The sequence below is a fragment of the Prevotella lacticifex genome, from assembly GCF_019973375.1.
In the GTDB taxonomy this organism is placed as follows: Bacteria; Bacteroidota; Bacteroidia; order Bacteroidales; family Bacteroidaceae; genus Prevotella; species Prevotella lacticifex.
Genome location: NZ_BPTV01000001.1, coordinates 165,334 through 188,124, shown reverse-complemented (window position 1 = coordinate 188,124; position 22,791 = coordinate 165,334). Strand labels below are relative to the sequence as shown.

The following is a 22,791-nucleotide window of genomic DNA, read 5'->3' as shown; positions in this document are numbered from 1 at the left end:
GTTGATGGGTTGGACATATTAGTTCGTTGCTGTCGGGCTGTCGGGGGCTACAGTGATACGGCCTTCGACCTTTGATTCCACTTTCCGGCCTTCTTTCATCATCGTTCGGAAGTAGTCCATGATGAGATATCGCACGTTGTTCTCCTCCGACTGCGGTGAGACGACGGCTGTCTTGGCCTTGAAAGCTTCCATCTTGTCGTTGCCCTGGGCTATGTAGTCGAGGGTTACGATGCGGTAGGACGCTTTAGGGTCGACATCGCGGCCATTGATTTTAGCGCTGAGCAGCCGGCCGTGCTTATCCATCACGAGGCGTACGGAATGGCTGAGGCCCTGTCCCCCCTGACCGGTAATCTGCCGGAAGAGCTCTAAGACCTTATCGCCGCTGAGCGTGAGGAAGCAGATCTTGTTCTCGAAAGGTGCCGTATCGAGGATGTCGCCGACGGTGACGGCCCCTTTCGACAGTGCGGCGCGTATGCCGCCGACATTATATACGCCGAAGTCGGGATGCTCGTTGAACTTGCTGCTGCTCCATACAAGGATGTCAGTGTAGAGGTTCGACTGTGAGCTTTCGGGCTGATGGCACGACATATCGGTGGCCGCATATCCGACGATGGGATTCATTATCGAATCGACACGGGCCTTGTAGGGGGCTATGAACGCTGCTGCTGCGCTGTCGGGGTGGGCGTCGTAGCGTGAGTCGATGAGCACACGGCTGCCCGACGTAACGTATGTCGCAGAGCCACAGGCCGTCAGGAGCAATCCCGCGGCAAGGATAAGACTTGTTCTGATGTGGGTCATAATCATTTAATAATGATGTGATTTATTTTCACGACAAAGTTACTTAAAAATAAAAAGGCAATGGAACAATAAACCTTAAAATTATGCTAAAAATGGACGACGGACGGAAAATAATAGCTACTTTTGCATCCATAATGGATATGAAGAGACTAATACTTACGCTTGTTGCCGCCTTTGCCGTGCTCAGTGCATCGGCTCAGGCCACCGATGCCGACCCCATGCCTGTGGGGCCGCGCTATGTTCCCGACTTGTATGTGGGAAAGGTGATGCAGAACGGCGACTCGGTGCAGTATATACGGCGCTCGGAGCCCTTCGTGAAGATGGCCCCATTGGTGTTTAAGAACGAAGCCGAACGGCAGGCTTACTATCGTCTTGTGCGTAACATCAAGAAGGTGCTGCCCTACGCTAAGCAGGTGAAACTCATCATATTCGAGACGGAGGAGTACCTGCAGACTATCCCTGACCCCAAGGAACGTCAGGCTCAGGTCAACCGGGTGGAGGCAGGCATAAAGAAACAGTACTATAAAAAGCTGAAGAACGAGCTTACCTACAGTCAGGGTAAGCTGCTAATAAAACTCGTTGACAGGGAGTGCGGACAGACGTCCTACGAGATTGTGAAGGCTTTCTTCGGTCCCCTGCGTGCAGGTATCTACCAGACCTTTGCGGGACTCTTCGGTGCAAGTCTGAAGAAGCGGTACGAGCCTAATGGCAGGGACCGTCTGATAGAGCGTGTCGTCCTGCAGGTTGAGGCCGGACAGCTGTAGATATTTCCTGACTTCGAGCACATAATGATCTGTTTGTGATGATTTGGGGTGACGCATAGGCAGTTTCACGCGATGGTATCCTCTTTGAATGAAGATTTATAAATTAAGAGAAAAACCTTGAAAACACGCTAAAGCGATAACTCTTCGTTTCAAGGCCAAACGTATTACCGTCGTGATCCTTTTGCAGGGCGGCTTAGGCTGGTTAGGGGCAATCCGAGAAAATTGCATAGATTCGGACAGTCCTAATTCTGCCTACCTATACCACGTCGGCGGATTTGTGCAACACATTGATAATTAACACGTTGCCGCATTCCGCCACCAGTAGGGATGGGGTTTATCCCCATCCTACTGCCACGTCGGTGATTTCCTCTCGCAAAGCCGCAAAGACCGCAAAGTCAGGAAATGGCATCTTTTTCCGACAAAAACCGGTAAAAACCCTACGGTTCTTTCATTTAAATTTAGACTGACATGGCATGATTGTTGCTCAGTCTCCGCTTTACCGCAGAAATGCTATTTGTAGTAAAGGTCTGATGACCAATGGATAAAGTATCCCCTACCCAAGCTGGATGTAGCTTAGGGCTTATTATATATCCCTCAAAATTAACGACCTCTACAGACTGAGAAGAGAAATAGCATAGGCCAAGCTGTTCTTGGCGTAAGATGCAATGGCTGAGAACTTGACTTTAAAGAGTTCTTTCCTCTTTCTGATGGTCTCTGGCAGGTGCTTTTTGGAGGCTATGGTGTAGATGATATAAACAAGCTTCTGGATCGAGTCCAAGTTTCTGGCCGACTTTGTTTCTTTTCTCTTTGTGCGGTCCTGGCGCATTCTTGCATCCAGCGTCCAATGGAGATTGTTCTCGATTCCCCAGTGCATGCGGCTGATTCGATCCAAAGTCTGTGCCCTTTCTTCCAAACTGGTTATATAGTACCTCGTCTGTTTTTGTTCCGTTCCGCTTTTCTTTTCAATCGTATGCGTGTCTATGGCAATCACAGCCTTGACATTGAGGAATTTTTCAAGCGCCTTGATACCGGATATGTCTGAATATACACGGCATCGGCGTTGGTACAGCCTCCCGTGGGCAAGTTCCCACTCCGTCTTCCATTCGTCGTTAGGATGCAGCGTAGGCACAGCGTCCTCTACCGACCATCTTGCTGCTTTCTGGTTGGCTTTCAGCGCAATAAGATAGTCAGCTCCCTTCCCGACGATGCCTTTGATGATAGAACTTTGGCACGACATGGCATCCGCAGTTATAACGCATCCATTCATGTAGTCAGCCCGCTCTATGATTTTGGGCACAGCCTTTATCTCATTGCTTTTCACCTCACACATTTCAGTGTCAAGCGGCAACCGGTCGGTCACGCTGAAAGCAGTCACAACATCAGGAGAGCGTCCGTCGCCAATTTTCGTACCCAGCATGAACTTGCCGTCAATTGCAATGTGCCGTCTGTTTGCTCCATCATGCTCCGACACGTATTTTCGTGATAATGTCGAAACCAAAGAGGCCAAAGTAATGTCGTCGATTCCACCTTCCATCCTGCAAAGTGTGGGCTCGGACGGACATCCCTTAGCAAGAATGCCGAGGTGGTCTTGCAAGTAGCTCAAATGGATCGTTCCAAAGGCCACAATGTCCTTGCGAGTCTCGCAGCCGCATGCCCTGGCCAAAATAACCAGCAGAAGCATGTCGGACAACTTGTGTTTACAGTTGCCTTTGTTCATCCTACGATAATCTGGTACTGAGTGGATAAAATTTAACAAATCTCGGCTCAGCAAATGCGGTTTTTCAACCGCCAAACTCTTAATCCCTTATAGGGAAGAAAAAGTTGCATCCGAGATGATAAAAGTGCGTAATTGTTTGGTTATTAGCTAATTATTTTGTATCTTTGCAGTGTAAAAAGAAGAGGGGGCACAAAGTGCACTAATCGCACAAATACCATAAACCCCCTCTTCAAAAATAAAAATATATGACAAAAGGTATTAAGAGCCTGGCGGTTGAGAAACCGCCTTCGGGCGTTTGTGCCTATCGTCACATTCATTTAAACGGATTACATTGTGACATATTGTCTTCTATGTCGGCTTAAATGAAAGAGCCCTTGTAAAAACCCTTGCCGTGATGCATGGGCTGCGCCCTATGTTTCTTCCCGGTGCCGACTTGTTTAGATGCAAGCTTCGGCAAGTGGGCACCGGGAAGAAACAGCCTTCGTTCCTCAGGCTTGCATCACGGCAAGGAAAACCGGGAAAACCGCTGACGCCGCGATTTTTACTCTGCCAACGTAAAGCACCGGTGGCTTGAAGTTGGCTACGGTTCACTATCCCTGGAGGCCACGATTTTTACTCTGCCAACGCAAAGCCCCGACGGCTTGAAATTGGTTACGTCTTCACCATACCTGAAGACCACGATTTTAACTCAGCCAGCGCAAAGCCCCGACGGCTTGAAATTGGTTACGTCTTCACCATACCTGAAGACCACGATTTTAATTTAGCCAACTCAAAGCCCCGAGGGGGCTTAATTCTCAATAACCCCAGACTAAGGGAGCGCAGCGACCGCAGTCTTGGGGTAAACGTAGACGCAAGATATCCACGACCAGCCTCGGAGAGGTTGATTAGCGGAATGCGCAGAAACATATTTGCTTTTGCGCACTCCGTGCTATTGTGCGTCTTCGAGGCACTGAATGATTGTTCCTTCTGCATTCCTTTTCCCCGGACTGCGCTCGCTATCGCTCGCTTAGTCCGGGGTTATTGACGATTCAGCCCCGTCGGGGCTGGTAGTGGCATGACGATGTCAGACTTGTTGTCCTGCAAGTTGAGGAGTTTTTATGGGTTTTCCTATCGGTTACTGGTGGTAAATGATAAAGATAGAAGTGGTTTCTCTATCGTTTAATATAGTGGAACTGTAGCGATACAAATATCTGATCTACAGTTTGGTACGTTGAGCAACCGATAATAAAACAGTTGTCCCACCCGTTGGGGCAGGACAACTGTTATTGCTGAAACGTTTATTCTATCTTTGTGGTGAATCTCCTGACCGGATACCATACGGCAAGCCAGCCTACGGCAATGACGGTGACGAAGATTGTGAGGATGTCGACGGGATGAACGCTGATGGGATAGGCGTTGATAACGAAGTTGCCGGCCTCGTCGCCGAGTCGCACAATGCCGTATCTCTGTTGCAGCCAGCAAAGGAGCAGTCCGACGGCGATGCCGATAACGGCTCCCGCGACGGAGATCATCCTGCCCTCGAAGAGGAACACACGGCGAATCTGCTTGTTCGTGGCACCGAGGTTGCGGAGGGTTATTATGTCGGATTTCTTGTCGATAATGAGCATCGACAGGCTGCCGATGATGTTGAAGCAGGCAATGACGAGGATGAACGTCAGGAAGATATATGCGAAGAGTTTCTCCACTTTCATAATCTTGAACGTATCGGCCTGCTGTTCATAGCGGTCTTTGACGGTGTAGGAAGGGCCGAGGAGCGACTTCATCTTCTCCTTGACCTTATCGACATCCTCACCGGCTTTCAGTCGGAACTCCATCGACGACACCTCGCCCTGACTGCGGAAGAGCTTCTGGGCGAAGTGGAGCGAGGTAATCATGTAGTTGCGGTCATATTTGCCTTGCTTGACCTGAAACACCACACCTGCCGACAACAGTGAGTCGACGGTGAAGGCATTGTCGGGATCACTCATATCGAGCTGACCCTGACGGCGTGGCGCGTAGATGCGCATATAGCCCTGCCACTGGCTGCCGAGACCCATAAGCTGGGCCAGGCCGATGCCGGGAATGCCATATTCGAGGTCGGCGGCATGCAGACTGTAGTCGCCGTTGCCATAGAGGATGTTCTTTATCCCGCTGAGGTCGGCAAAGTTGTCGTCGACACCTTTTATCATAACCATCTGCTGGTGGTCCTGATATACGGCAAGAGCCTGATCCTCAAGGCATGCCGATGAGTTTGCAACCTCAGGCAGCGAACACAGCTTCAGGAGCTTGGGGTCGTCGGCTTTCATCGTCTTGCCCTCGGCCGGCTGCACCTTTATCTGCGGGTCGAAATTGGTGAAGAACGACGCTACGAGGTCGGCGAAACCGTTGAAGCCACTGAGGATAACCACAAGGGCAGTGGTGGCAACGGCAACGCCGAGGACGGAGATGATGCTGATGATGTTTATTGCGTGTGTACTCTTCTTCGAGAAGATATACCTCTTTGCAATGTATAGGGGGAAATTCATTTCTTCAGCAGTTCGTCAATGTGCTCTATGTAGTCGAGCGAGTCGTCGAGATGGAATCGCAGCTCCGGAATGATGCGCAGCTGGTTGTGTACGCGGCGACCGAGGTCGTAGCGTATGGACTTCTCGTTGGCATTGATATTCTTCAGCAGATCCTCCGCTTTCTCCGACGGGAAGATGCTCAGATAGGCTGTGCAGATGCTCAGGTCGGGACTGATACGCACTCTTGTGACGCTCACTAAGACACCGTGAGTCTGCCTTGTCTGCTGCTGGAAGATTGTTGCTAACTCCTTCTGCAGGAGCCTTGCTATTCTGTTTTGTCTTGTTTCTTGCATAGTTTTATTGTTTTATTCTAATGATTGTAAGACCGTCGCGTTCGGGGAGGATGACGTTCTCGACCCTCGTGTCGGCGGCCACTTTGTCGTTAAAGTTGCGGATGCCCGCGGTTTGTGAGTCGTGGTCGTAGTCGTGGTCGACGACATGACCGTCCCACAGGGTGTTGTCGGCAAGAATTATGCCACCTTTGTTCATCAGCGGAAATATCGTATCGTAGGTAGAACAATATGTCCTTTTGTCGCCGTCGAGAAAGGCCATGTCGAACATAACACCGAGTTTTGGAGCCTCAATGTTTGCGTCGCCGATGCGGAAGTCGATGAACGACGCCACGTCGGAGCCTTCGAGCCAGGGGCGTGTGAAGTCCTCCATCTCGTCGTTGATCTCGAACGTGTAGAGCTTTCTGCCCCCAATGGCCTTCAGTCCGCGTGCCAGACAGATGGCACTGTAGCCCGAGAAGGTGCCGACCTCAAGGATATTGTCGGGGCGCGCCATCATGACGAGCATCTTCAGCAGTTCGCCCTGGAGATGACCAGAGGCCATACGTCCGTGGATGGTGTGGATGTTCGTGGCCCGCCACAGCCGGTGCAGGTAGTCGTCTTCGGGCGTAATATGACCTTCGATGTACGCGGTGAGGGCCTCGTCACGCTCGTCGTGAAGCATGGCGGGAGCCTGAAAGCCGGCGGGATTGATGGTGCTGCCTTTCATCGCTGTCCCAACAGTGCTTCGATGGCCAGCCGGTAGCTGTCGAGGCCGAAGCCCTGGATGGTGCCTTTGCATCCCGGGCCGATCATGGAGTGGCGGCGGTACTCCTCGCGATCGTTGACATTGCTGATGTGAACCTCCACAACGGGTGTTCGCAGCGACCGTATGCAGTCGAGAATGGCTATCGACGTGTGGGTGTAGGCACCGGCGTTGAGGACGATACCGTCGTAGCTGAATCCCACCTCCTGCATCTTGTTGATGAGCTCGCCCTCGACATTGCTCTGGAAGTATTCAATGTCGATATCGGGATAGCAACCGCGGAGCCGCGGGAGGTAGCTGTCCATCGACTCCTTGCCGTAGATGCCGGGCTCACGGACTCCGAGGAGGTTGAGATTAGGACCGTTGATAATCAGAATTTTCATATTTCTTGTCTTGCTTTCGCCCTTTTTGTTTATCTTTGTAAGGTAATATTACAAGAGTGCAAATTTAGGAAAAATCAGTCAGAATGCCAAATATTAAGGAAGATAAAATGGAAAACGTGGAGATGGAACCGTCCGACAACAGTCCTGCGACCTCCATCCTGCACCGGTACCGCCGCTATCTGAAACTGGAGCGTGGCTACTCGCAGAACACCGTCGACGCCTACATGCACGACCTTACACATCTCGTCGACTACCTCAATGAGGTGTGCATACCTTTCACGGCCGTGAAACTCGCCGACCTCGAGAACTTCGTGGCCACCCTCGCCGACCTCGGCATTGGCGCGAAGTCGCAGGCCAGGATACTCAGTGGCGTGCGCTCGTTCTACCGTTTTCTGGTCATTGATGGTACTATCGACGACGACCCGACGGAACTTCTCGAGAGTCCGAATATCGGCGAGCATCTTCCCGAGGTACTGTCGACGAAGGAAGTGGACATGATTGAGGATGCCATCGACCTGCAAAAGTGGGAGGGACAGCGCAATAAAGCCATCATAGAGGTGCTCTTCTCGTGTGGTCTGCGTGTGTCGGAGCTTGTCAATCTGAAACTCTCCGACCTCTATCTCGACGATAATTTCATCCGGGTCACGGGCAAAGGGTCGAAGCAGCGCCTCGTGCCTATATCCCAGAAGGCCATCGACGAGATAACTTATTGGTTTGCTGACCGTAACGAGATGACAAACATAAAGCCGGGTGAGGAGGATTATGTGTTCCTCAACCGCCGTGGTCATCACCTCACCCGTACGATGATACTCATCATGGTCAAGCAGTATGCGCGTGATGCCGGCATAAAGAAAACCATCTCGCCCCACACCTTCCGCCATTCTTTCGCTACCGCTCTCCTTGAGGGTGGTGCCGACCTGCGGGCTATCCAGGCCATGCTCGGCCACGAACGCATAGCTACAACGGTGATTTACACCCACATAGACATGTCGGAACTGCGGACCGAGATACTCCAGCACCACCCCCGGAATATCCGCCACAACGAAGAAAACGGTCGGGCTGGCAACGACAAAATATAGACTTCGCAACACCGGAACGCCGAAAAACAAAAACATCCACGTCCCGACGATTGCGGAGCGTGGATGCCTGTACTATATAATAATGTGTCTATTGACTTATCCTACCTGCGAACCAGGCTTGACACTGCTGAGCGTTGTGGTGACGCTGAGGGAGCCGTCGAAGTTCAAAGCCGACAGAATCATGCCCTGACTCTCGATGCCCATCATCTTGCGCGGTGCAAGGTTGGCGATGAAGAGCACGTCCTTGCCCTCGAGGTCCTCGGGTTTGTAGAACTTGGCGATACCCGAGAGAATTGTGCGGTCGGTGCCGCTGCCGTCGTCGATGGTGAACTGAAGGAGCTTGTTCGACTTCTTAACCTTCTGACAGGCCTTGACGTGTCCCACGCGGATGTCGAGTTTCTCCCACTCGTCGAACGGAATGTTAGGCTTTACAGGCTCAGCCTTATAGTCCTTGGCGGCCTCGGCAGCCTCGTTGGCCTTCTTTGTGGCAGCGAGCTTGTCGAGCTGATTCTGGATGGCGTCATCCTCAATCTTCTCGAAGAGCAGCTGCGGCTCAGCCAACTGGTGTCCGGCCTCGAGAAGGTCGGTGCTGCCGAGCTCAGCCCAGTCGAAGTTCTTGAGGTTGATCATCTCGCGAAGTTTCTTCGAGCTGAACGGGAGGAACGGCTCAAAGGCTATGGCGAGGTTGGCGACGAGCTGGAGGGAGATGTTCAGAATGGTCTCCACACGTTTCGGATCGGTCTTCCAAACTTTCCACGGCTCACACTCAGTGATGTATTTGTTGCCGATGCGGGCCAGGTTCATGGCCTCCTTCTGTGCCTCGCGGAACTTGAAGTTGTCGAGATACTGCTCTACTTTCTCCTTCACGTCCTTGAACTCCTGGATAGCCTGGCGGTCGACGTCGAGCAGCTCGCCACAAGCCGGTACCACACCGTTCCAGTATTTCTTCGTGAGTTGGAGGGCACGGTTGACGAAATTGCCGTAGATGGCCACGAGCTCCGAGTTGTTGCGCTCCTGGAAATCCTTCCATGTGAAGTTGTTGTCCTTCGTCTCCGGTGCGTTGGCTGTGAGCACATAGCGCAGCACATCCTGCTTGCCGGGGAAGTCGCGCAGATACTCGTCGAGCCACACAGCCCAGTTGCGCGAGGTACTTATCTTGTCGTTCTCGAGGTTGAGGAATTCGTTTGCCGGCACGTTGTCGGGGAGGATATAGCCGCCGTGGGCCTTCAGCATGACGGGGAAGATAAGGCAGTGGAAGACGATATTGTCCTTTCCGATGAAGTGGACGAGGCGTGTGTCAGGGTCTTTCCACCATTTCTCCCATGAACCCCAACGCTCCGGCTCTGCATCGCAGAGTTCCTTGGTGTTCGAGATGTATCCTATTGGTGCGTCGAACCACACGTAGAGCACCTTTCCCTCAGCCCCCTCGACGGGCACAGGGATTCCCCAGTCGAGGTCGCGGGTCATGGCACGTGGTTGCAGGTCCATGTCGAGCCACGACTTGCACTGTCCGTAGACGTTCGGCCGCCACTCCTTATGACCATCGAGAATCCACTCCTTGAGCCAGTCCTGATACTGGTTCAGAGGCAGATACCAGTTCTTCGTCTTCCTGAGCTCGGGTTTTGCGCCGCTGATGGTGCTGTGGGGATTGATGAGCTCAAGCGGACTGAGGTCGGAACCGCATTTCTCACACTGGTCGCCGTAGGCATTGGGGTTGCCGCAGTGAGGACATGTGCCCATGACATAACGGTCGGCGAGAAACTGCTTGGCCTCGGGGTCGTAGAGCTGCTCCGACTCTTTCTCGATGAGCTTGCCGTCGTCGTAGAGTTTGCGGAAGAAGTCGCTGGCGAGCTTGTTGTGCGTCGGCGACGTGGTACGGCTGTAGATGTCGAACGAGATACCGAACTCCTTGAACGAGTCTTTGATAATCTTGTGGTAACGGTCGCAGACATCCTGCGGTGTGATACCTTCCTTCTTGGCGCGGATAGTGATTGGCACTCCGTGCTCATCGCTGCCGCCGATGAAGATGACGTCCTCCTTTTTCAGTCGGAGATAGCGGGCGTAGATGTCGGCAGGAACATAAACGCCTGCGAGATGCCCGATATGCACGCCGCCGTTGGCATAGGGAAGAGCGGCGGTGATGGTCGTGCGTTTGAAATTCTTTGTCATAAAATTATTTAAACTGCGGATTATTCTTTACCGGAATATTATATGTTGTGATGTTGGGGTATTCGGCTTTCACGCTCTTGCAGACGCGCTTCCAGTCCATTCCCCATGGGTCGTCCTTGCGCCCGTGGGGTGTGGCGATGTCGGAATGGCGCACAAGATAGCGTATGTTGTAGCGCGAGCAGATGTCCTTGATGAGCTCGTCGAGGGCGCGGTACTGTGCCTCCGTGGGTCCGTTACGCTTCATGCTTATGACCTCGATGCCTATCGACGATGAGTTGAGAAACTGGCGGCTGCCGTCGGGCAGGGCACTCTTACCGGCATGATAGGCCACATTCTTCTCGTCGACCATCTTGAGGATGGTGCCGTCGCGGGTGATGAGATAGTGGGCCGAGGTGCCTCCGTCGCGGAACTGCTTTATGCACCCGTCGACATTGAAGTCGAACTTCTGCCTTGCCTGGTCGACAACGTGATAGTTGGAGTGTACGACGACAATGTCGACATCGTTCTTCGTGCGGTTGGCAGGGCGGTAACCCCACGTCACACGCGATGTGATATCCTTTATCTGTGGTCCTTTCGGGCTTGAAGCAGCGGTGGTGTCGGCTGTTGCCGGCTGCTGTTTCTCCTCGGTGGCTACGGCCTTCGGAGCATCCACACGGGGAGTCTGACGGGGCTTGCAACCTGTGGCTGCCAACGACAAAAAGAGGAAGGCGGCACAAAGAGTGATGTTCTTTTTCTTCATACTTTCTGTATTCTTATTGTACGATTGTTCTTGTTGCAGGCAATATAGTACTTGCCGTCGGTGTAGATGTCCTCGTTGCCGGCCATATCGAGGTGGAACCCGTTCATCTTCACCTGACTTACGAGATTCTCATAGGCAGCGTTGTTGAACACGCCGAGCATCATGCTCTCGCCTTTCACGGCTACGAAACTGGATATTCCGGCCTTCAGCGCGCGTGGATAATCGTCGTATTTCCCGTCGGTGATAATCTTTGCCAGCCGGCAGTTCTTATAGTACATCTTGTCATACTTGTCGACGCGGAACACCTCGTAACCCTTCTTCATCTTGTATCCGTACTTGGACATGGCAGCATCGGCATCGCTCTCGTTGGCAAAGACGCCTACGAGCTCCTTGATGCTCAGCACATCGGCTATGGGTGTCACCCGTATGGTGTCGACAGCATGAACAGGCACACCGCTGCCTTTAGATATTTGAAACGTTTTCTGGGTCGTGCTGCAGGCTCCTAAGAATAGTGCCACAGCGGCAACATTCATCAATGTCTGTATCTTTCTCATAGTCTTTGTTGTTTGCTCCATGGCCTCTGTCACCGGCCTCAGGATTATAGTGTAGCGCGCTGCAGCCGTCATAATTGTTTTGCCGCGCTGCACCCTCTACCTTAATATATTAGGATTAGGTTGCAAAATTACTGAATATTTGGGAGAATAAGGAATCGTTGTCTGCAAAATATCACTTATCTCCTGCTACAATGTGAAATAAGTCGCCTCGTAGCGCTGTTGTAGAAGAGGTGAGAGAGAAAAAAACAATCCCTCGTGGCAGTGGGATAGGGAGCTATAGGGAATTATAGGGGACTATAGGATTTGTAGGAAGCCATAGGAAACTGGATCCCTTGTGGCATTGGGATAGGGAGCTATAGGGAATTATAGGGGACTATAGTATTTGTAGGGAGTCATAGGAGATCCCTTGTGGTATTGAGATAGGAAGCTAAGGGGAACGTGCAAACAAAAAAATCCGCTGCGTCCACTCTTCGTTGAGGCCCGGAGGCGGGGGAAGAGTGGGGGCAGCGGATTCGTTGCGGTATGATATAGAGTGTTACTTCTGCGGGGTCATGACGACAGAGGCGTGGTTGCCGGCAGCCGACAGACTCTTGAGGTAAGCTGCGATGCGCTCTGGGGTGAGAGCGTTGACAGCCTGCTTGTAGCCTGTCTGGAAGTCGACACCGTAGTTGACGTAAGTGCTGAGAATGTCGAGCCAGTGGCTGTTGTCCTTAGCATCCTCGTCGGCCTGCTTGAGCATGAACTCCTTGACTTTCTGAACCTTGTCGGCATCGACTTTCACGGCGCACTCCTTCAGTCCGGAGACGAGCAGTCCGGTGGCCTGGTCGACCTTGTTCGGATCCATAGGGCAGTAGTCCTGCATGAGGGCGATGCTCTTTGTGCCTATCATTGTCAGTCCGCCGTAAGCACCGACGGAATAAGCTGCGCTGGCATCCTCGCGTATCTGCTTGAGGTAGACCATCGACAGTACCTGACCGGCAGCGTCGGCGAGCACGCTGTTGTCGACGTTATAGGCCATCGGCATGTGCATGAAGTCGAAGGCGATGGCCTTCGGGGTCTCCATCTTGCGGCTGAACTTATTTGTTGCGTTGCCGTCGGGGTAGATGGTAATCTCCTTGAAGTTCTCCTTCTTTCCGGCTGGCAGGCAAGCGATATACTTCTCGATGAGCGGGCGCAGCTTAGCCTCGTCGAAGTTGCCGACGAAGTAGAAGGTGAACTGTCCGGCGTTGGCGAAACGCTCCTTGTAAATCTGGAGCATGCGGTCGTAGCTGATCTTGTCGAGGTCGCTGGCCTGCTGAGGTGCAAAGCGGGGGTTATGACCGTAGATAGTGTTCTGCAGTGAGTCGCTGAAGACGGCCTCCGGGGTGAGATCCTTGTTCTGGAGGGCCAGACGTGTGCGCTGCATGGCTGCGTCGTATGACTCCTGGTCTTTCTGTATTCCGGTGAAGCGGAGGTAGACGAGCTGCATGAGGGTCTCTAAGTCCTTAGGAGTGGTAGATCCGTTTAGTGTCTGCCAGAAGTTGCTGATGCCCGAGCTGATGCTTACCTGCTTGCCGTAGAGGGCCTTCTGCAGTTCGGAGTTGCTGAAGTTGCCGAATCCGCTGGCTGCCACGGCGTTGTTGAGGTACTTCACGTTGAGGTAGTCGGCAGGTCCGTAGAGACTCTTTCCGCCCTTGGCCTCGGCGTAGAAGACGATGTCGTTCTGCTTAAAGTCGGTGTGCTTGAGCACCACCTTAGCACCGTTTGAGAGGGTGAGCACCTTGAATCCGAGTTGTTTGTTGTCCTTCTCCGACTTGATTTTCCCGGCCTTCGGGAGTTTCTTCTCGTCGACGATAGGCTCGTTCTTGGCGTTGTCGACATACGGTGTGAGCTTCTCGGCGCGCACAGCCTTGACGGCATCGGCCATCTCAGCCTCTGTGGGATATGTCTTGCCGGCCTTCTCCTGGGCGAAGTCGGTAACTACGAGGTTGGTGTCGTTATCGGTGATGAGCTCCTTGGCGAACTTGTTCACTGTCTCAAGGCCGAGCTGCGGCATATTCGCAATCTGGTTGATGAACTGATACTCCCACTCGATGCCCGGGATAGGATCGTGGTCGAGGTAGTTGTCGCGGTATTCATCGCCGAACTGCGAGTTGCGAATCTTGTTGCGGTTGTTGTAAGCATCCTCATACTGTGAGAGGATTTCGGCCTTCGAGCGGTCGAACTCGCCCTGGGTGAATCCGAACTGGCGCACGCGCTGAGCCTCGCGGTAGAGGGCTTTCAGGGCGTCGAGGTCGCGGCCGTCCTTGGCGTTGGCCTCAATCTGGAAGGCATCCTTGGTCTTCGAGTATATGTACTCGCCGTCGTAGCCGTAAGCTGAGGTGAACGGACAGTCGGCTTTCAGTGTGGCCTCTCTCAGCCGCTGGTTGAACATCATGCTGATGAGCGACTTCATGTAGTCCATCATGTAGTAGGTAGGATTGCTCTTCATCTCGTCGGGCATGGGGTCGTGCTTCATGGCGATGCTTATCTGCGAGTAAGGCATCTCCTTGTCCTTGTCGAAGACGTAGATGGCTGTGTCGTTATCGGGCACTGGCTCCTCTTTCACCTGAGCCGCATTGGCCGGAACGGTGGCATCCTTCCACAGTTCCTTGATGAGGTTCTCCATGTGGTCGACATCGACATCGCCCACTATGATAATGGCTTGGTTGTCAGGGCGATACCACTTGTGGTAGTAGTCGCGGAGCTCCTTGTACTTGAAGTTGTCGACGACCGACATCAGTCCGATAGGCAGACGCACGCCGTACTTGCTGCCTGGGTAGAGACGGGGCAGCACGCGCTCGAAGATGCGCTGTCCTGCCGACGACCGCAACTGCCACTCCTGGTGGATGACACCGCGCTCCTTGTCGATCTCACTTCCTGCGAGGGTCAGTCCGTTCGACCAGTCCTTGAGTATGAGCACGCAGGAGTCGAGGGCGCTCTGTCGCTTTGTCGGCACGTCGCAGACGCGATATACCGTCTGGTCGATGCTCGTGTAGGCGTTGAGGTTGCTGCCGAACTCCACTCCGAGACCGCGGGTGAACTCGAGGAGGGTGGAGTCGGGGAAGTGCTCAGAGCCGTTGAAGGCCATGTGCTCAAGGAAGTGGGCCAGACCACGCTGGTCCTCGTTCTCCTGAATGGAGCCTACACGCTGTGCAATGTAGAAGTTGGCTACATGCTCCGGCCACTCGTTGTGGCGGATGTAGTAGGTCAGACCGTTTGGCAGCTTGCCGATGCGCACGTTCTTGTCGACGGGTATTGTCGGCATCTGTTGCGCTGTAGCCATTGCTGCCACGAACATAAACGCTACTACGAGAAAGTGTTTAATTCGCATAATTCCAGTTATATGATTATAAATTGATCTCACATTTTTATATAAGTCACAAAGGTAAACAAAAAAGATTTACCTCACAAATTAACGGTGTGAAAACATGTAAAAGAGTGAATCTATAGTTGCTATAGCAGCTATAGAGGCCATAGAGGATATATTTTCTATATAGGCTATAGCTTCCATAGTTTCAATAAAGGCTATAGCTTCCATAGTTTCTATATGGGCTATAGAAGCTATGGAAGCTATAGAGGCTATTTATTCTGCCTCATGAACTCGGTAGGAGTGACACCGTATTCCTCCTTGAAGTAGCGGGCGAAAATCTTAGGCGAGTTGAATCCCACCTCGAAGGCCACCTGTGCTACCCTCACTCCTCCCCGGCTCATCATCTGATGGGCGCGTTTCATCTTCAGTGACCGGATGAAGAGCAGTGGCGTAAGCCCCGTGATGGCGAGGATTTTCTTGTAGAGGCTCGTACGGTGCATGTTCATTGCCGCCGCGAGTTCGTCGACGGAGAAGTCCGCATTCTTCATGTTCTCCTCCACAATCTTTATGGCCTTGGCTATGAACTCCTCATCGAGGGTTGTCACCGTTATTGCCGACGGTTTCACCTCGATTTCATTCTTGAAGATCCCCTTTGCCCTCTCCGTGCGCTGGAGGATATTACGGATGCGCTGACGGAGAATCTCGAAGTTGAACGGTTTGGTGATATAGTCGTCGGCGCCCAACTGCAATCCCTTGAGCTGGTCGGCATCGAGGGCCCTTGCAGTGAGCAGGATGAGCGGTATGTGCGATATGGTTATATCGGTCTTCACCCTCCGGCAGAGTTCCATTCCGTCCATACCCTCCATCATCACGTCGCTGACTATGATGTCGATATGTGTTGTCTTGAGGATGTCGAGGGCCTGGGAGCCATCGATGGCCTGGCATACGGTGTATTCCTTCTCCAACACGTGGACCATGTAGTTGAGCAGATCTGTGTTATCCTCGACGAGGAGGAGCGTCTTGGACGTCTCCGGCGCGGGATGATTCTCCAGTGCCGGTGTGGGTATATCGCCCCGTCCGGTGTCGACATCGGTGAGGATATCGGGCAGACAGACGGTAAACACCGCTCCCTGCGGGTCGTTGTCGGTCACCGTTATCGTTCCGTGGTGCATGTCGACGTAGCTCTTCACGATGCTCAGTCCTAAGCCCTGGCCTTCGGTATTGTACTCCTCGGATGCCGATGTGTAGCCGCGTTCGAAGATTATCTTTCGCTTCTCTTGTGGAATTCCCTCTCCCGTGTCGGCTACGATTATCATCACCTTTCCTCCGTCGCGTCTGACTTCCACGCTGACTTTGCCGCCGCCGGGTGTGAATTTGAATGCGTTCGACACCAGGTTCATTACCACCTTCGTAATCTTGTCGGCGTCGACAGCCGTGAGAATGCTTTTGTCGGATGACGACATCGTTAGTTCAATGTTCTGGCTGCGTGCCATCAGTCTGAAGGTATCGACGGCACCGCGTACCAGTCCCACGATGTCGACGGTCTTAAGCTGGAACTTCTGTCCGCCGGGACCAATCTTTCTGAAGTCGAGAATCTGGTTCACAAGCGAGTAGAGCCGTTGTGCGTTCTTGTGCACCATAATCAGAATACTCTTCGTGTCGTTGTCCCTGGCCTTGTCGATGAGCTCCTCCACTGGTGCGATGATGAGCGTCAGCGGTGTGCGCAGGTCGTGGCTGACATTTGCGAAGAAGTTTATCTTCATATCGTCGATGGCCTTCTCGCGCCGTGCCTCCTCCTTCATTTTCCTTATTCCATTGCGGTAGGCTGTGCGTCGGTGGTGGAGAATGTATACGACGTAGGTCACGACACCTGCTATGGCGATGTAGATGAGGAATGCCCACCATGACAACCACAAAGGATAGGCGATGTGGATGGTCATCACCTTGTATCTGTTCTTACCTTGGTTTGAGTTTGGATCGTAGATTTCGATGTGGTATGTTCCCGGCGAGAGGTTCGACAGCGTTATCCGTCCGCCGATGAGTGGCTGGTCGCCGTCGTGCAGACCGCTGACGCAGTAGTGCCATGTGCGGTTATTGTCCATTCCGATATTGCGTGGCAGATACTCGAGTGTGACGTGGTTTTCGCCGTATTTCAGGTTAAGTTCATGAACGTAGGGCAGGTCGGAAGATATTAGCCTGCGGCCTTTCAGTGAGTCGTTGGGAGTGATATTATTGCCGTTGATTTGTATTGAAGCGAGTATCAGTGGACAGTCTTTGGCCGTCTCCTTGACACTGCTGAACAGATTCTTCGGGTTGAAAAGCTCGTAGCCGTCGGTTGTGCCGGCCACAATTCGTCCGTCGGGTAACAGTTTGATGGCGCGGTCGTTATACAGTGCCTGGTCGGGAAAGAGTGTCAGTATGAATGCAGGGGCGTTCTTGTCGGTCACCCTGACACAGATTATTCCCCGGTCGGTAGTACACCACATATTGCCATCACTATCCTCGACGATGCCTTTGACGTCGTAGATGTTGAGACGCGGTACCTGCATGATGCGCCCCGTATGCGTATCGTAGATGTCGACGGGCGTATTGCTCTTGTAGTTGACTATCCACACCCATCCCCGGCTGTCGGCTGTCAGGGCTTTGGTGCCGTTGCTTATTCCCGAATTGGGAAATTTCGACACGGGAATGGTGTCCGTCTTCAGTGTCGCAGTGTTGATGATATACAGATATTTCGGTGTGGCGCAATAAATCTTCCCACCTGTTTCCACCATATCCATAATCCAGGGGTTGTCGGTGGGAATGCTGTCGGCCTTTCCCGTCACTGGGTCGAGTGCCTTCATTCCCATGCCGTTGAGTATGACGAAGAACTTCCCGGGGTTCTCCTTTGGTTGGATAATCTTGTAAGGCGACATTCCCGCGAAGAATGTCCGACCGTCGTCGCATACCAGTCCGCCATGGTACATACCCGTCCACAGCTTCCCCTCACTGTCGTGCATGATGGCGGTGACGGCGTGCCCGGCATATTTATTATACACCAACGACCCGTCGGGACTGATAGCATAGATACCGTCGTCCTCCGTTCCTGCTATGAGGTTCTGTCCTAAGAAGTCGAAACTGATTACATCCTCAACGATATAGTCGTGTTCGGGCGACTGTATGTACACTTTTTTTATTCCGTTGGCGTTCTGTCCTGTCCATAGTGACATGCCGGTCTTATGGTAGCTGATGAGCAACGAGGCCGTAGGCGGGTCGTAGTATATGGCCTGCAGATGGCTGTTCATGAGTCCGTCGCGGTTCGGGGCCGTCTGTAGAATATTATTCTTGAGGTGTCCTTGCGGGCCGAAAACGAAAAGGCCGTTGTTTGTCGTCGACACGCACATGTCGCCGTTTGGCAGACTGAGCATACCGGTGATGTCGGGTTTCACCTCCGGGAAGGCTGTCCAGGTGTGTGTTGAGGCCGAATAGCGGAAGAGCTTCATGTTCGCCGCCATCCACAGGTTACCTCCTTTATCGATGGTAAGGTATATCTCGAATTTTGTTATAGGCTCCGGTGTCGACTCCTTTCTGCTTAACTTATTGCCAATGAGCTGGTAAACGGCATCGCGGGTGATGATTGTCATCTTCCTGCCGTCGTCGATCATCTTCACCACGGCACCCGTAGAGTAGGGCAGTGCCAACCGCCTCATGGCTCCCGTCTTGAAGTCTTTGCAGTATACTTTGTTGTCCTTATAAATCCACACGCACCCCTGGTTGTCGATATATGTGTAGAACTGATAGCTCACGTTGATACCCATCTTCCGTAAGTAAGTCTCCATGTCGTCGATACACTCGTTGGTGCGTGGGTTGTAAACGATATATCGTGAGGCCTGGGTCATGAGCCACAGCCGTCCGGTATTGTCCTGGTTGATGCCATTGATGACATTGTTAAGAGCATCGCCATACCTATTATATAACGAGAATTGGCCTTGCAGCTGCGCATAGGTCATCAATCCCTGCGATGTTCCCATCCACAGTATGCCGTCGGCGTCGCGGTAGCAAGCGTAGACACTTTTGTTGTTTGTAGTGAAATTATCGAAGTGTAGCAGCCCTTTCATCTGCGCCAGTCCACTTACGGCTGTCATGATGGTAAGGCTTAGCGCCATTATAAACCGCCTGAAGACTCCATGCTTATTCTCTCGTACTGCTGTATTCATTGTCTGTGTTGATGCTTTAAGGTCTTGTGTAGTACGCTATACTGTTGCCGTCGAACACGTCGCGGCACTTCTCCACGGCCCCGTCGGGAATCTTCGGAGCCTGTGTGCCGTCGCCGACGAGTTTCGGAGCCGTCTCCACCCGTATCTCGTCCCACAGTCCGCGGGCTATGAAGCTGTTTATCGTTGCCGCTCCTCCTTCCACTATCAGCGACTGCAGATCTTTGTTGTACATCCAGTCGAGGGCCTCGTCGATGTCGCAGAAGGCTTTCCATCCATCTCCGTAGCAGTATTCTAAGAGTTCTGGGCCCTCTTCGTGGTGCGTGAGGGTAATTCGCTGCGGGTCGTGGCCCGTCCATTCTCTGACGTTGAGCCGCGGCTTGTCCTTCATCATGGTAACCCTGCCGACGAGTATTGCGTCGTTCTCGGCCCTCAGCTTATGCGCCAGCATCTGCGTGAATGGTGTGGAGAAGAGAGTTGGCTGGTAGTGATCGTCGATGAATCCGTCGGCCGACTGTGCCCATTTCAGCAGGATATATGGTCGGTGTAGGGTGTTGAAAACGAAGAACCGCTTGTTCGATTCTCTGCATTCCTTCTCTAAGACGCCCACGGTCACCTCAATGCCGGCCTCACGGATACGCTGTATGCCGCGCCCCTGCACCTTCGCGAAGGGGTCGACACATCCGCAGACAACCCTGCGGACACCTTTCCTGATGATGAGGTCGCAGCACGGGGGAGTCTTTCCCCAGTGCGAACAAGGTTCCAGCGAGACGTAGATGGTGGCCCCGCGAAGCAGAGCCTCGTCCTCAGGACGCACCGATGCGAAGGCGTTGACCTCGGCGTGCGGTCCGCCGAAAGCCGATGTGTAGCCCTCGCCGATAATCTTTCCGCCGGCATCGACGATCACCGCACCCACCGATGGGTTCGGCTTCGCCTTCAGCAGGCCGTTGCGGGCTATCTGTATGCAGCGCCGCATGAATTGTTCGTCAGTCTCTTTCATCCCCAATAGAAAGGTTGTTGTTCGATGTTGTCATACGTAAATGGCAGTAATGCGAATTTTCTGTCGCCTCTGTCGTGTGCGTATGGAAAATAAATTGTACTTTTGCGGTCGTTATGACTTACCAGGAACTATGGCACAAGCTTGTGCCGAAGTATGACCCCCGTGAAGCTCAGGCTGTGGTGCGTGTGCTGCTCGACGGCCTCTTCGATATGTCGCTGACCGATATTGTCGGCGGCAAAGTTACTGAATTATCCGCAGAGAGCCAACAGCTAATCGAAGAAAAGTTAAAAGAAATACAGTCAGGAACACCTGTACAGTATGTTCTCGGCTTCGAATGGTTCGCCGGACACCGTTTTGCGGTCAATCCGTCGGTGCTTATCCCTCGTCCCGAGACTGCCGAGCTGTGCTCGATGATAGTTGCTGACCACGACCGTCCGTTCTGCTGTCTCGAGCCCCCAGTGCCCCTGCGCATCCTCGACGTGGGTACCGGCAGCGGCTGCATAGCCGTGACGCTGTCCCTCGACATCCCCAACAGCGCTGTCGAGGCGTGGGACATCTCCGGCGATGCTCTGCTCACGGCCCGCGATAATGCCCGCCGGCTCCATGCCTCCGTCGATTTCAGACTTCGCGACATCCTCGATGCCGACGCACTGCCGGCAGGTGGCGATGCCGCTTACGACGTTATCGTGAGCAATCCGCCTTATATCTGCTGTAAGGAACGGCCTACGATGGCCGACAATGTTGTCAACCATGAGCCCGGACTGGCCCTCTTCGTTCCCGACGACGATCCTCTGCGGTTCTATTCGGCCATAGCCTCCTATGCCCTCCGCAGTCTGCGCAAGGGCGGTGGGCTGTACTTCGAGGTCAACGCCCTCTATGCCGACGATGTGGCATCCATGCTCCGTGAACGTGGCTTCAGCAGTGCTACCGTTAGGAAGGACCAGTTCGGCATGAGCCGGTTTGTGGTCTCAACCCTTTAGACAGTGGAATAGCTGTCGGCAAAAAGTATCATCTCGTATATCAACATACTATCAGACAAAATATGGAAAAGCTTACCGATACCGAAGAATATAAACGCGACATGCTGATAAAGAAGATTGAGCATGCTGTCGAGACCATGCGCCTCTCCGAGCTTGAGGCAGTAGCCTACGACCTGTTCGTAAAGGGCTACCTCTCCGAACCATAGTGTAGTCCGCTCCTGCGCAGTGGACCTTCAGTCTTTGGACCGTTGGCTGTCGTTCAGCATCGACTGCATATTCCTCCGCTATGCGTAGCCGACCAATGCAGTCGTAGCGCCGGTTATGCCCGTCGCTTATTTATGGCTGTAGGATAATGCGCGTAGGGTGGTTCGTCAAGGGTGATAAATAATAACGAAGAGATGTGGCAGCAAAAATCCTGCCATCTCCCCCTCTTCCGGGTACTCCGACCGGGAATCGAACCCGGATCAAAGGTTTAGGAAACCTCCGTTCTATCCATTGAACTATCAGAGCATCGTCTTACGCTGACGAATAGCGAATGCAAAGATACAAAATTTTTTGGGCAAATCCAAATTTTCGAGCTCTTTTAACAATTTATTTAACTCGAAATTGACGCAGAATTGCGGCACCGTCGGCGATTGAAAAAAGATTTTTTGCTGCTGGAAGGAAGAACTCCCTTGGCTAAGGGGCCTGTAGGCAATCGCAGGCGGCAAGGCGGCATTGGATGGACACTGGTAAGCCGCCAGTCAGTCAGGTCATAGCAATCGTGGGGGCCGTTGACAATCGTGGTGGCCGTAGGTGACATTCTACTCCTTGATGATACTTTCGACCTCCTCCTTTGTAACCTCTTTGAGGGAACCACTGTCCAAGAGGAGGAAGCGGTCGGCATGGCTGACGCAGAGGCCAAGGTCGTGGGTGGACATTATTATCGCCTTTTTCTCGTCGTGGGCCAGTTGACGGAGGAGACTCATCGTCTCAGCCTTCGCCGTATAGTCGAGGAAAGCCGTGGGCTCGTCGAGGACCATCACCGGTGTCTGCTGGGCTAATGCCCTCGCTATCATTACCTTCTGTCGCTCACCGTCAGATAGCGTCCGCGTCGTACGGTCAGCGAGAGTTTCTACTCCCGCCATCGCCATCGCCCTGTCGACGATGATGCGGTCGGCAGCCGACAGTCGTCCCCAGAATCCCGTCCACGGCATCCGTCCCATAGCCACCATCTCGCCGGCAGTGACATTCTCGACATCCGGTGTTGCTGTGAGCACCACGCTTACCGTCCGCGACCGCTCGCGCTGCGATAATGCCGACAGACAGCGTCCGCCGACGACCACCCGCCCCGCCATTGCTGGTATGAAGCCCGTCAGCGTCTTCAGCAGTGTCGACTTGCCGGTGCCGTTGCGTCCTATCACGCATGTCAGCTCGCCACCGTGCACCACGGCGTTGATTGCCGAGGCTAACGGTGCGCCATGGCCGTAGCCTATTGAAAGATTGTCTAACCTTATATCCATTATC

17 protein-coding genes and 1 tRNA gene are annotated in these 22,791 nt (G+C 53.1%); 4 read left to right on the top strand and 14 right to left on the bottom strand.

The window, feature by feature from the left end:
• Positions 1–18: 18 nt before the first annotated feature.
• Positions 19–798, bottom strand: coding sequence for a 5'-nucleotidase C-terminal domain-containing protein (locus LDN30_RS00735; RefSeq protein ID WP_373316481.1), 780 nt, complete (start codon positions 796–798; stop codon positions 19–21).
• 140 nt (positions 799–938) lie between these two features.
• On the opposite strand from LDN30_RS00735, the gene LDN30_RS00730 reads away from it, so the two are divergent.
• Positions 939–1,562: a DUF4294 domain-containing protein gene (locus tag LDN30_RS00730; RefSeq protein ID WP_306421493.1), complete on the top strand. Its 624-nt coding sequence runs from the start codon at positions 939–941 to the stop codon at positions 1,560–1,562.
• 610 nt (positions 1,563–2,172) lie between these two features.
• On the opposite strand, the gene LDN30_RS00725 is transcribed toward LDN30_RS00730, so the two are convergent.
• From LDN30_RS00725 to aroQ, 5 genes are all read right to left on the bottom strand, one after another.
• On the bottom strand, positions 2,173–3,318 hold the full coding sequence (locus LDN30_RS00725; RefSeq protein ID WP_223925317.1) for an ISAs1 family transposase: 1,146 nt from the start codon (positions 3,316–3,318) through the stop codon (positions 2,173–2,175).
• A gap of 1,238 nt (positions 3,319–4,556) precedes the next feature.
• Positions 4,557–5,783 (bottom strand): FtsX-like permease family protein, encoded by a 1,227-nt coding sequence (locus LDN30_RS00720; protein WP_223928440.1) that lies wholly within the window; start codon positions 5,781–5,783, stop codon positions 4,557–4,559.
• Positions 5,780–6,115 (bottom strand): 30S ribosome-binding factor RbfA, encoded by a 336-nt coding sequence (gene rbfA, locus LDN30_RS00715; RefSeq protein ID WP_223926691.1) that lies wholly within the window; start codon positions 6,113–6,115, stop codon positions 5,780–5,782. The genes LDN30_RS00720 and rbfA overlap by 4 nt, the downstream gene beginning before the upstream one ends.
• 4 nt (positions 6,116–6,119) lie before the next feature.
• Positions 6,120–6,776: an O-methyltransferase gene (locus tag LDN30_RS00710; protein ID WP_223929406.1), complete on the bottom strand. Its 657-nt coding sequence runs from the start codon at positions 6,774–6,776 to the stop codon at positions 6,120–6,122.
• 41 nt (positions 6,777–6,817) lie between these two features.
• Positions 6,818–7,240: a type II 3-dehydroquinate dehydratase gene (gene aroQ, locus LDN30_RS00705; protein WP_223928439.1), complete on the bottom strand. Its 423-nt coding sequence runs from the start codon at positions 7,238–7,240 to the stop codon at positions 6,818–6,820.
• 122 nt (positions 7,241–7,362) lie between these two features.
• On the opposite strand from aroQ, the gene xerD reads away from it, so the two are divergent.
• Positions 7,363–8,319, top strand: a complete 957-nt coding sequence (xerD, locus tag LDN30_RS00700) for a site-specific tyrosine recombinase XerD (protein WP_223926972.1) — start codon at positions 7,363–7,365, stop codon at positions 8,317–8,319.
• 96 nt (positions 8,320–8,415) lie between these two features.
• On the opposite strand, the gene metG is transcribed toward xerD, so the two are convergent.
• The 6 genes from metG to ribD form a co-directional block, all read right to left on the bottom strand.
• Positions 8,416–10,488, bottom strand: a complete 2,073-nt coding sequence (gene metG / locus LDN30_RS00695; protein WP_223928438.1) for a methionine--tRNA ligase — start codon at positions 10,486–10,488, stop codon at positions 8,416–8,418.
• A gap of 4 nt (positions 10,489–10,492) precedes the next feature.
• Positions 10,493–11,227 (bottom strand): N-acetylmuramoyl-L-alanine amidase, encoded by a 735-nt coding sequence (locus LDN30_RS00690; RefSeq protein WP_223928437.1) that lies wholly within the window; start codon positions 11,225–11,227, stop codon positions 10,493–10,495.
• Positions 11,224–11,853 (bottom strand): hypothetical protein, encoded by a 630-nt coding sequence (locus tag LDN30_RS00685; RefSeq protein WP_223928436.1) that lies wholly within the window; start codon positions 11,851–11,853, stop codon positions 11,224–11,226. The genes LDN30_RS00690 and LDN30_RS00685 overlap by 4 nt, the downstream gene beginning before the upstream one ends.
• Positions 11,854–12,316: 463 nt before the next feature.
• Complete coding sequence (locus LDN30_RS00680; RefSeq protein WP_223928435.1) at positions 12,317–15,133, bottom strand: M16 family metallopeptidase; 2,817 nt, start codon at positions 15,131–15,133, stop codon at positions 12,317–12,319.
• A gap of 248 nt (positions 15,134–15,381) precedes the next feature.
• Positions 15,382–19,308 (bottom strand): ATP-binding protein, encoded by a 3,927-nt coding sequence (locus tag LDN30_RS00675; RefSeq protein WP_223928434.1) that lies wholly within the window; start codon positions 19,306–19,308, stop codon positions 15,382–15,384.
• Between the two features lie 16 nt (positions 19,309–19,324).
• On the bottom strand, positions 19,325–20,305 hold the full coding sequence (ribD, locus tag LDN30_RS00670; protein WP_223928433.1) for a bifunctional diaminohydroxyphosphoribosylaminopyrimidine deaminase/5-amino-6-(5-phosphoribosylamino)uracil reductase RibD: 981 nt from the start codon (positions 20,303–20,305) through the stop codon (positions 19,325–19,327).
• A gap of 113 nt (positions 20,306–20,418) precedes the next feature.
• Between ribD and prmC the strand changes: the two genes are divergently transcribed.
• Together prmC and LDN30_RS00660 are read left to right on the top strand one after the other, a co-directional pair.
• On the top strand, positions 20,419–21,285 hold the full coding sequence (prmC, locus tag LDN30_RS00665) for a peptide chain release factor N(5)-glutamine methyltransferase (protein ID WP_223928432.1): 867 nt from the start codon (positions 20,419–20,421) through the stop codon (positions 21,283–21,285).
• A 62-nt stretch (positions 21,286–21,347) separates the two neighbouring features.
• Positions 21,348–21,491, top strand: coding sequence for a hypothetical protein (locus LDN30_RS00660; protein WP_223926683.1), 144 nt, complete (start codon positions 21,348–21,350; stop codon positions 21,489–21,491).
• Between the two features lie 232 nt (positions 21,492–21,723).
• On the opposite strand, the gene LDN30_RS00655 is transcribed toward LDN30_RS00660, so the two are convergent.
• Both LDN30_RS00655 and LDN30_RS00650 read right to left on the bottom strand, forming a co-directional pair.
• Positions 21,724–21,795: transfer RNA gene (locus LDN30_RS00655), tRNA-Arg, on the bottom strand.
• A 293-nt stretch (positions 21,796–22,088) separates the two neighbouring features.
• Positions 22,089–22,787 (bottom strand): ABC transporter ATP-binding protein, encoded by a 699-nt coding sequence (locus tag LDN30_RS00650; RefSeq protein ID WP_223928431.1) that lies wholly within the window; start codon positions 22,785–22,787, stop codon positions 22,089–22,091.
• Between the last annotated feature and the right edge of the window lie 4 nt (positions 22,788–22,791).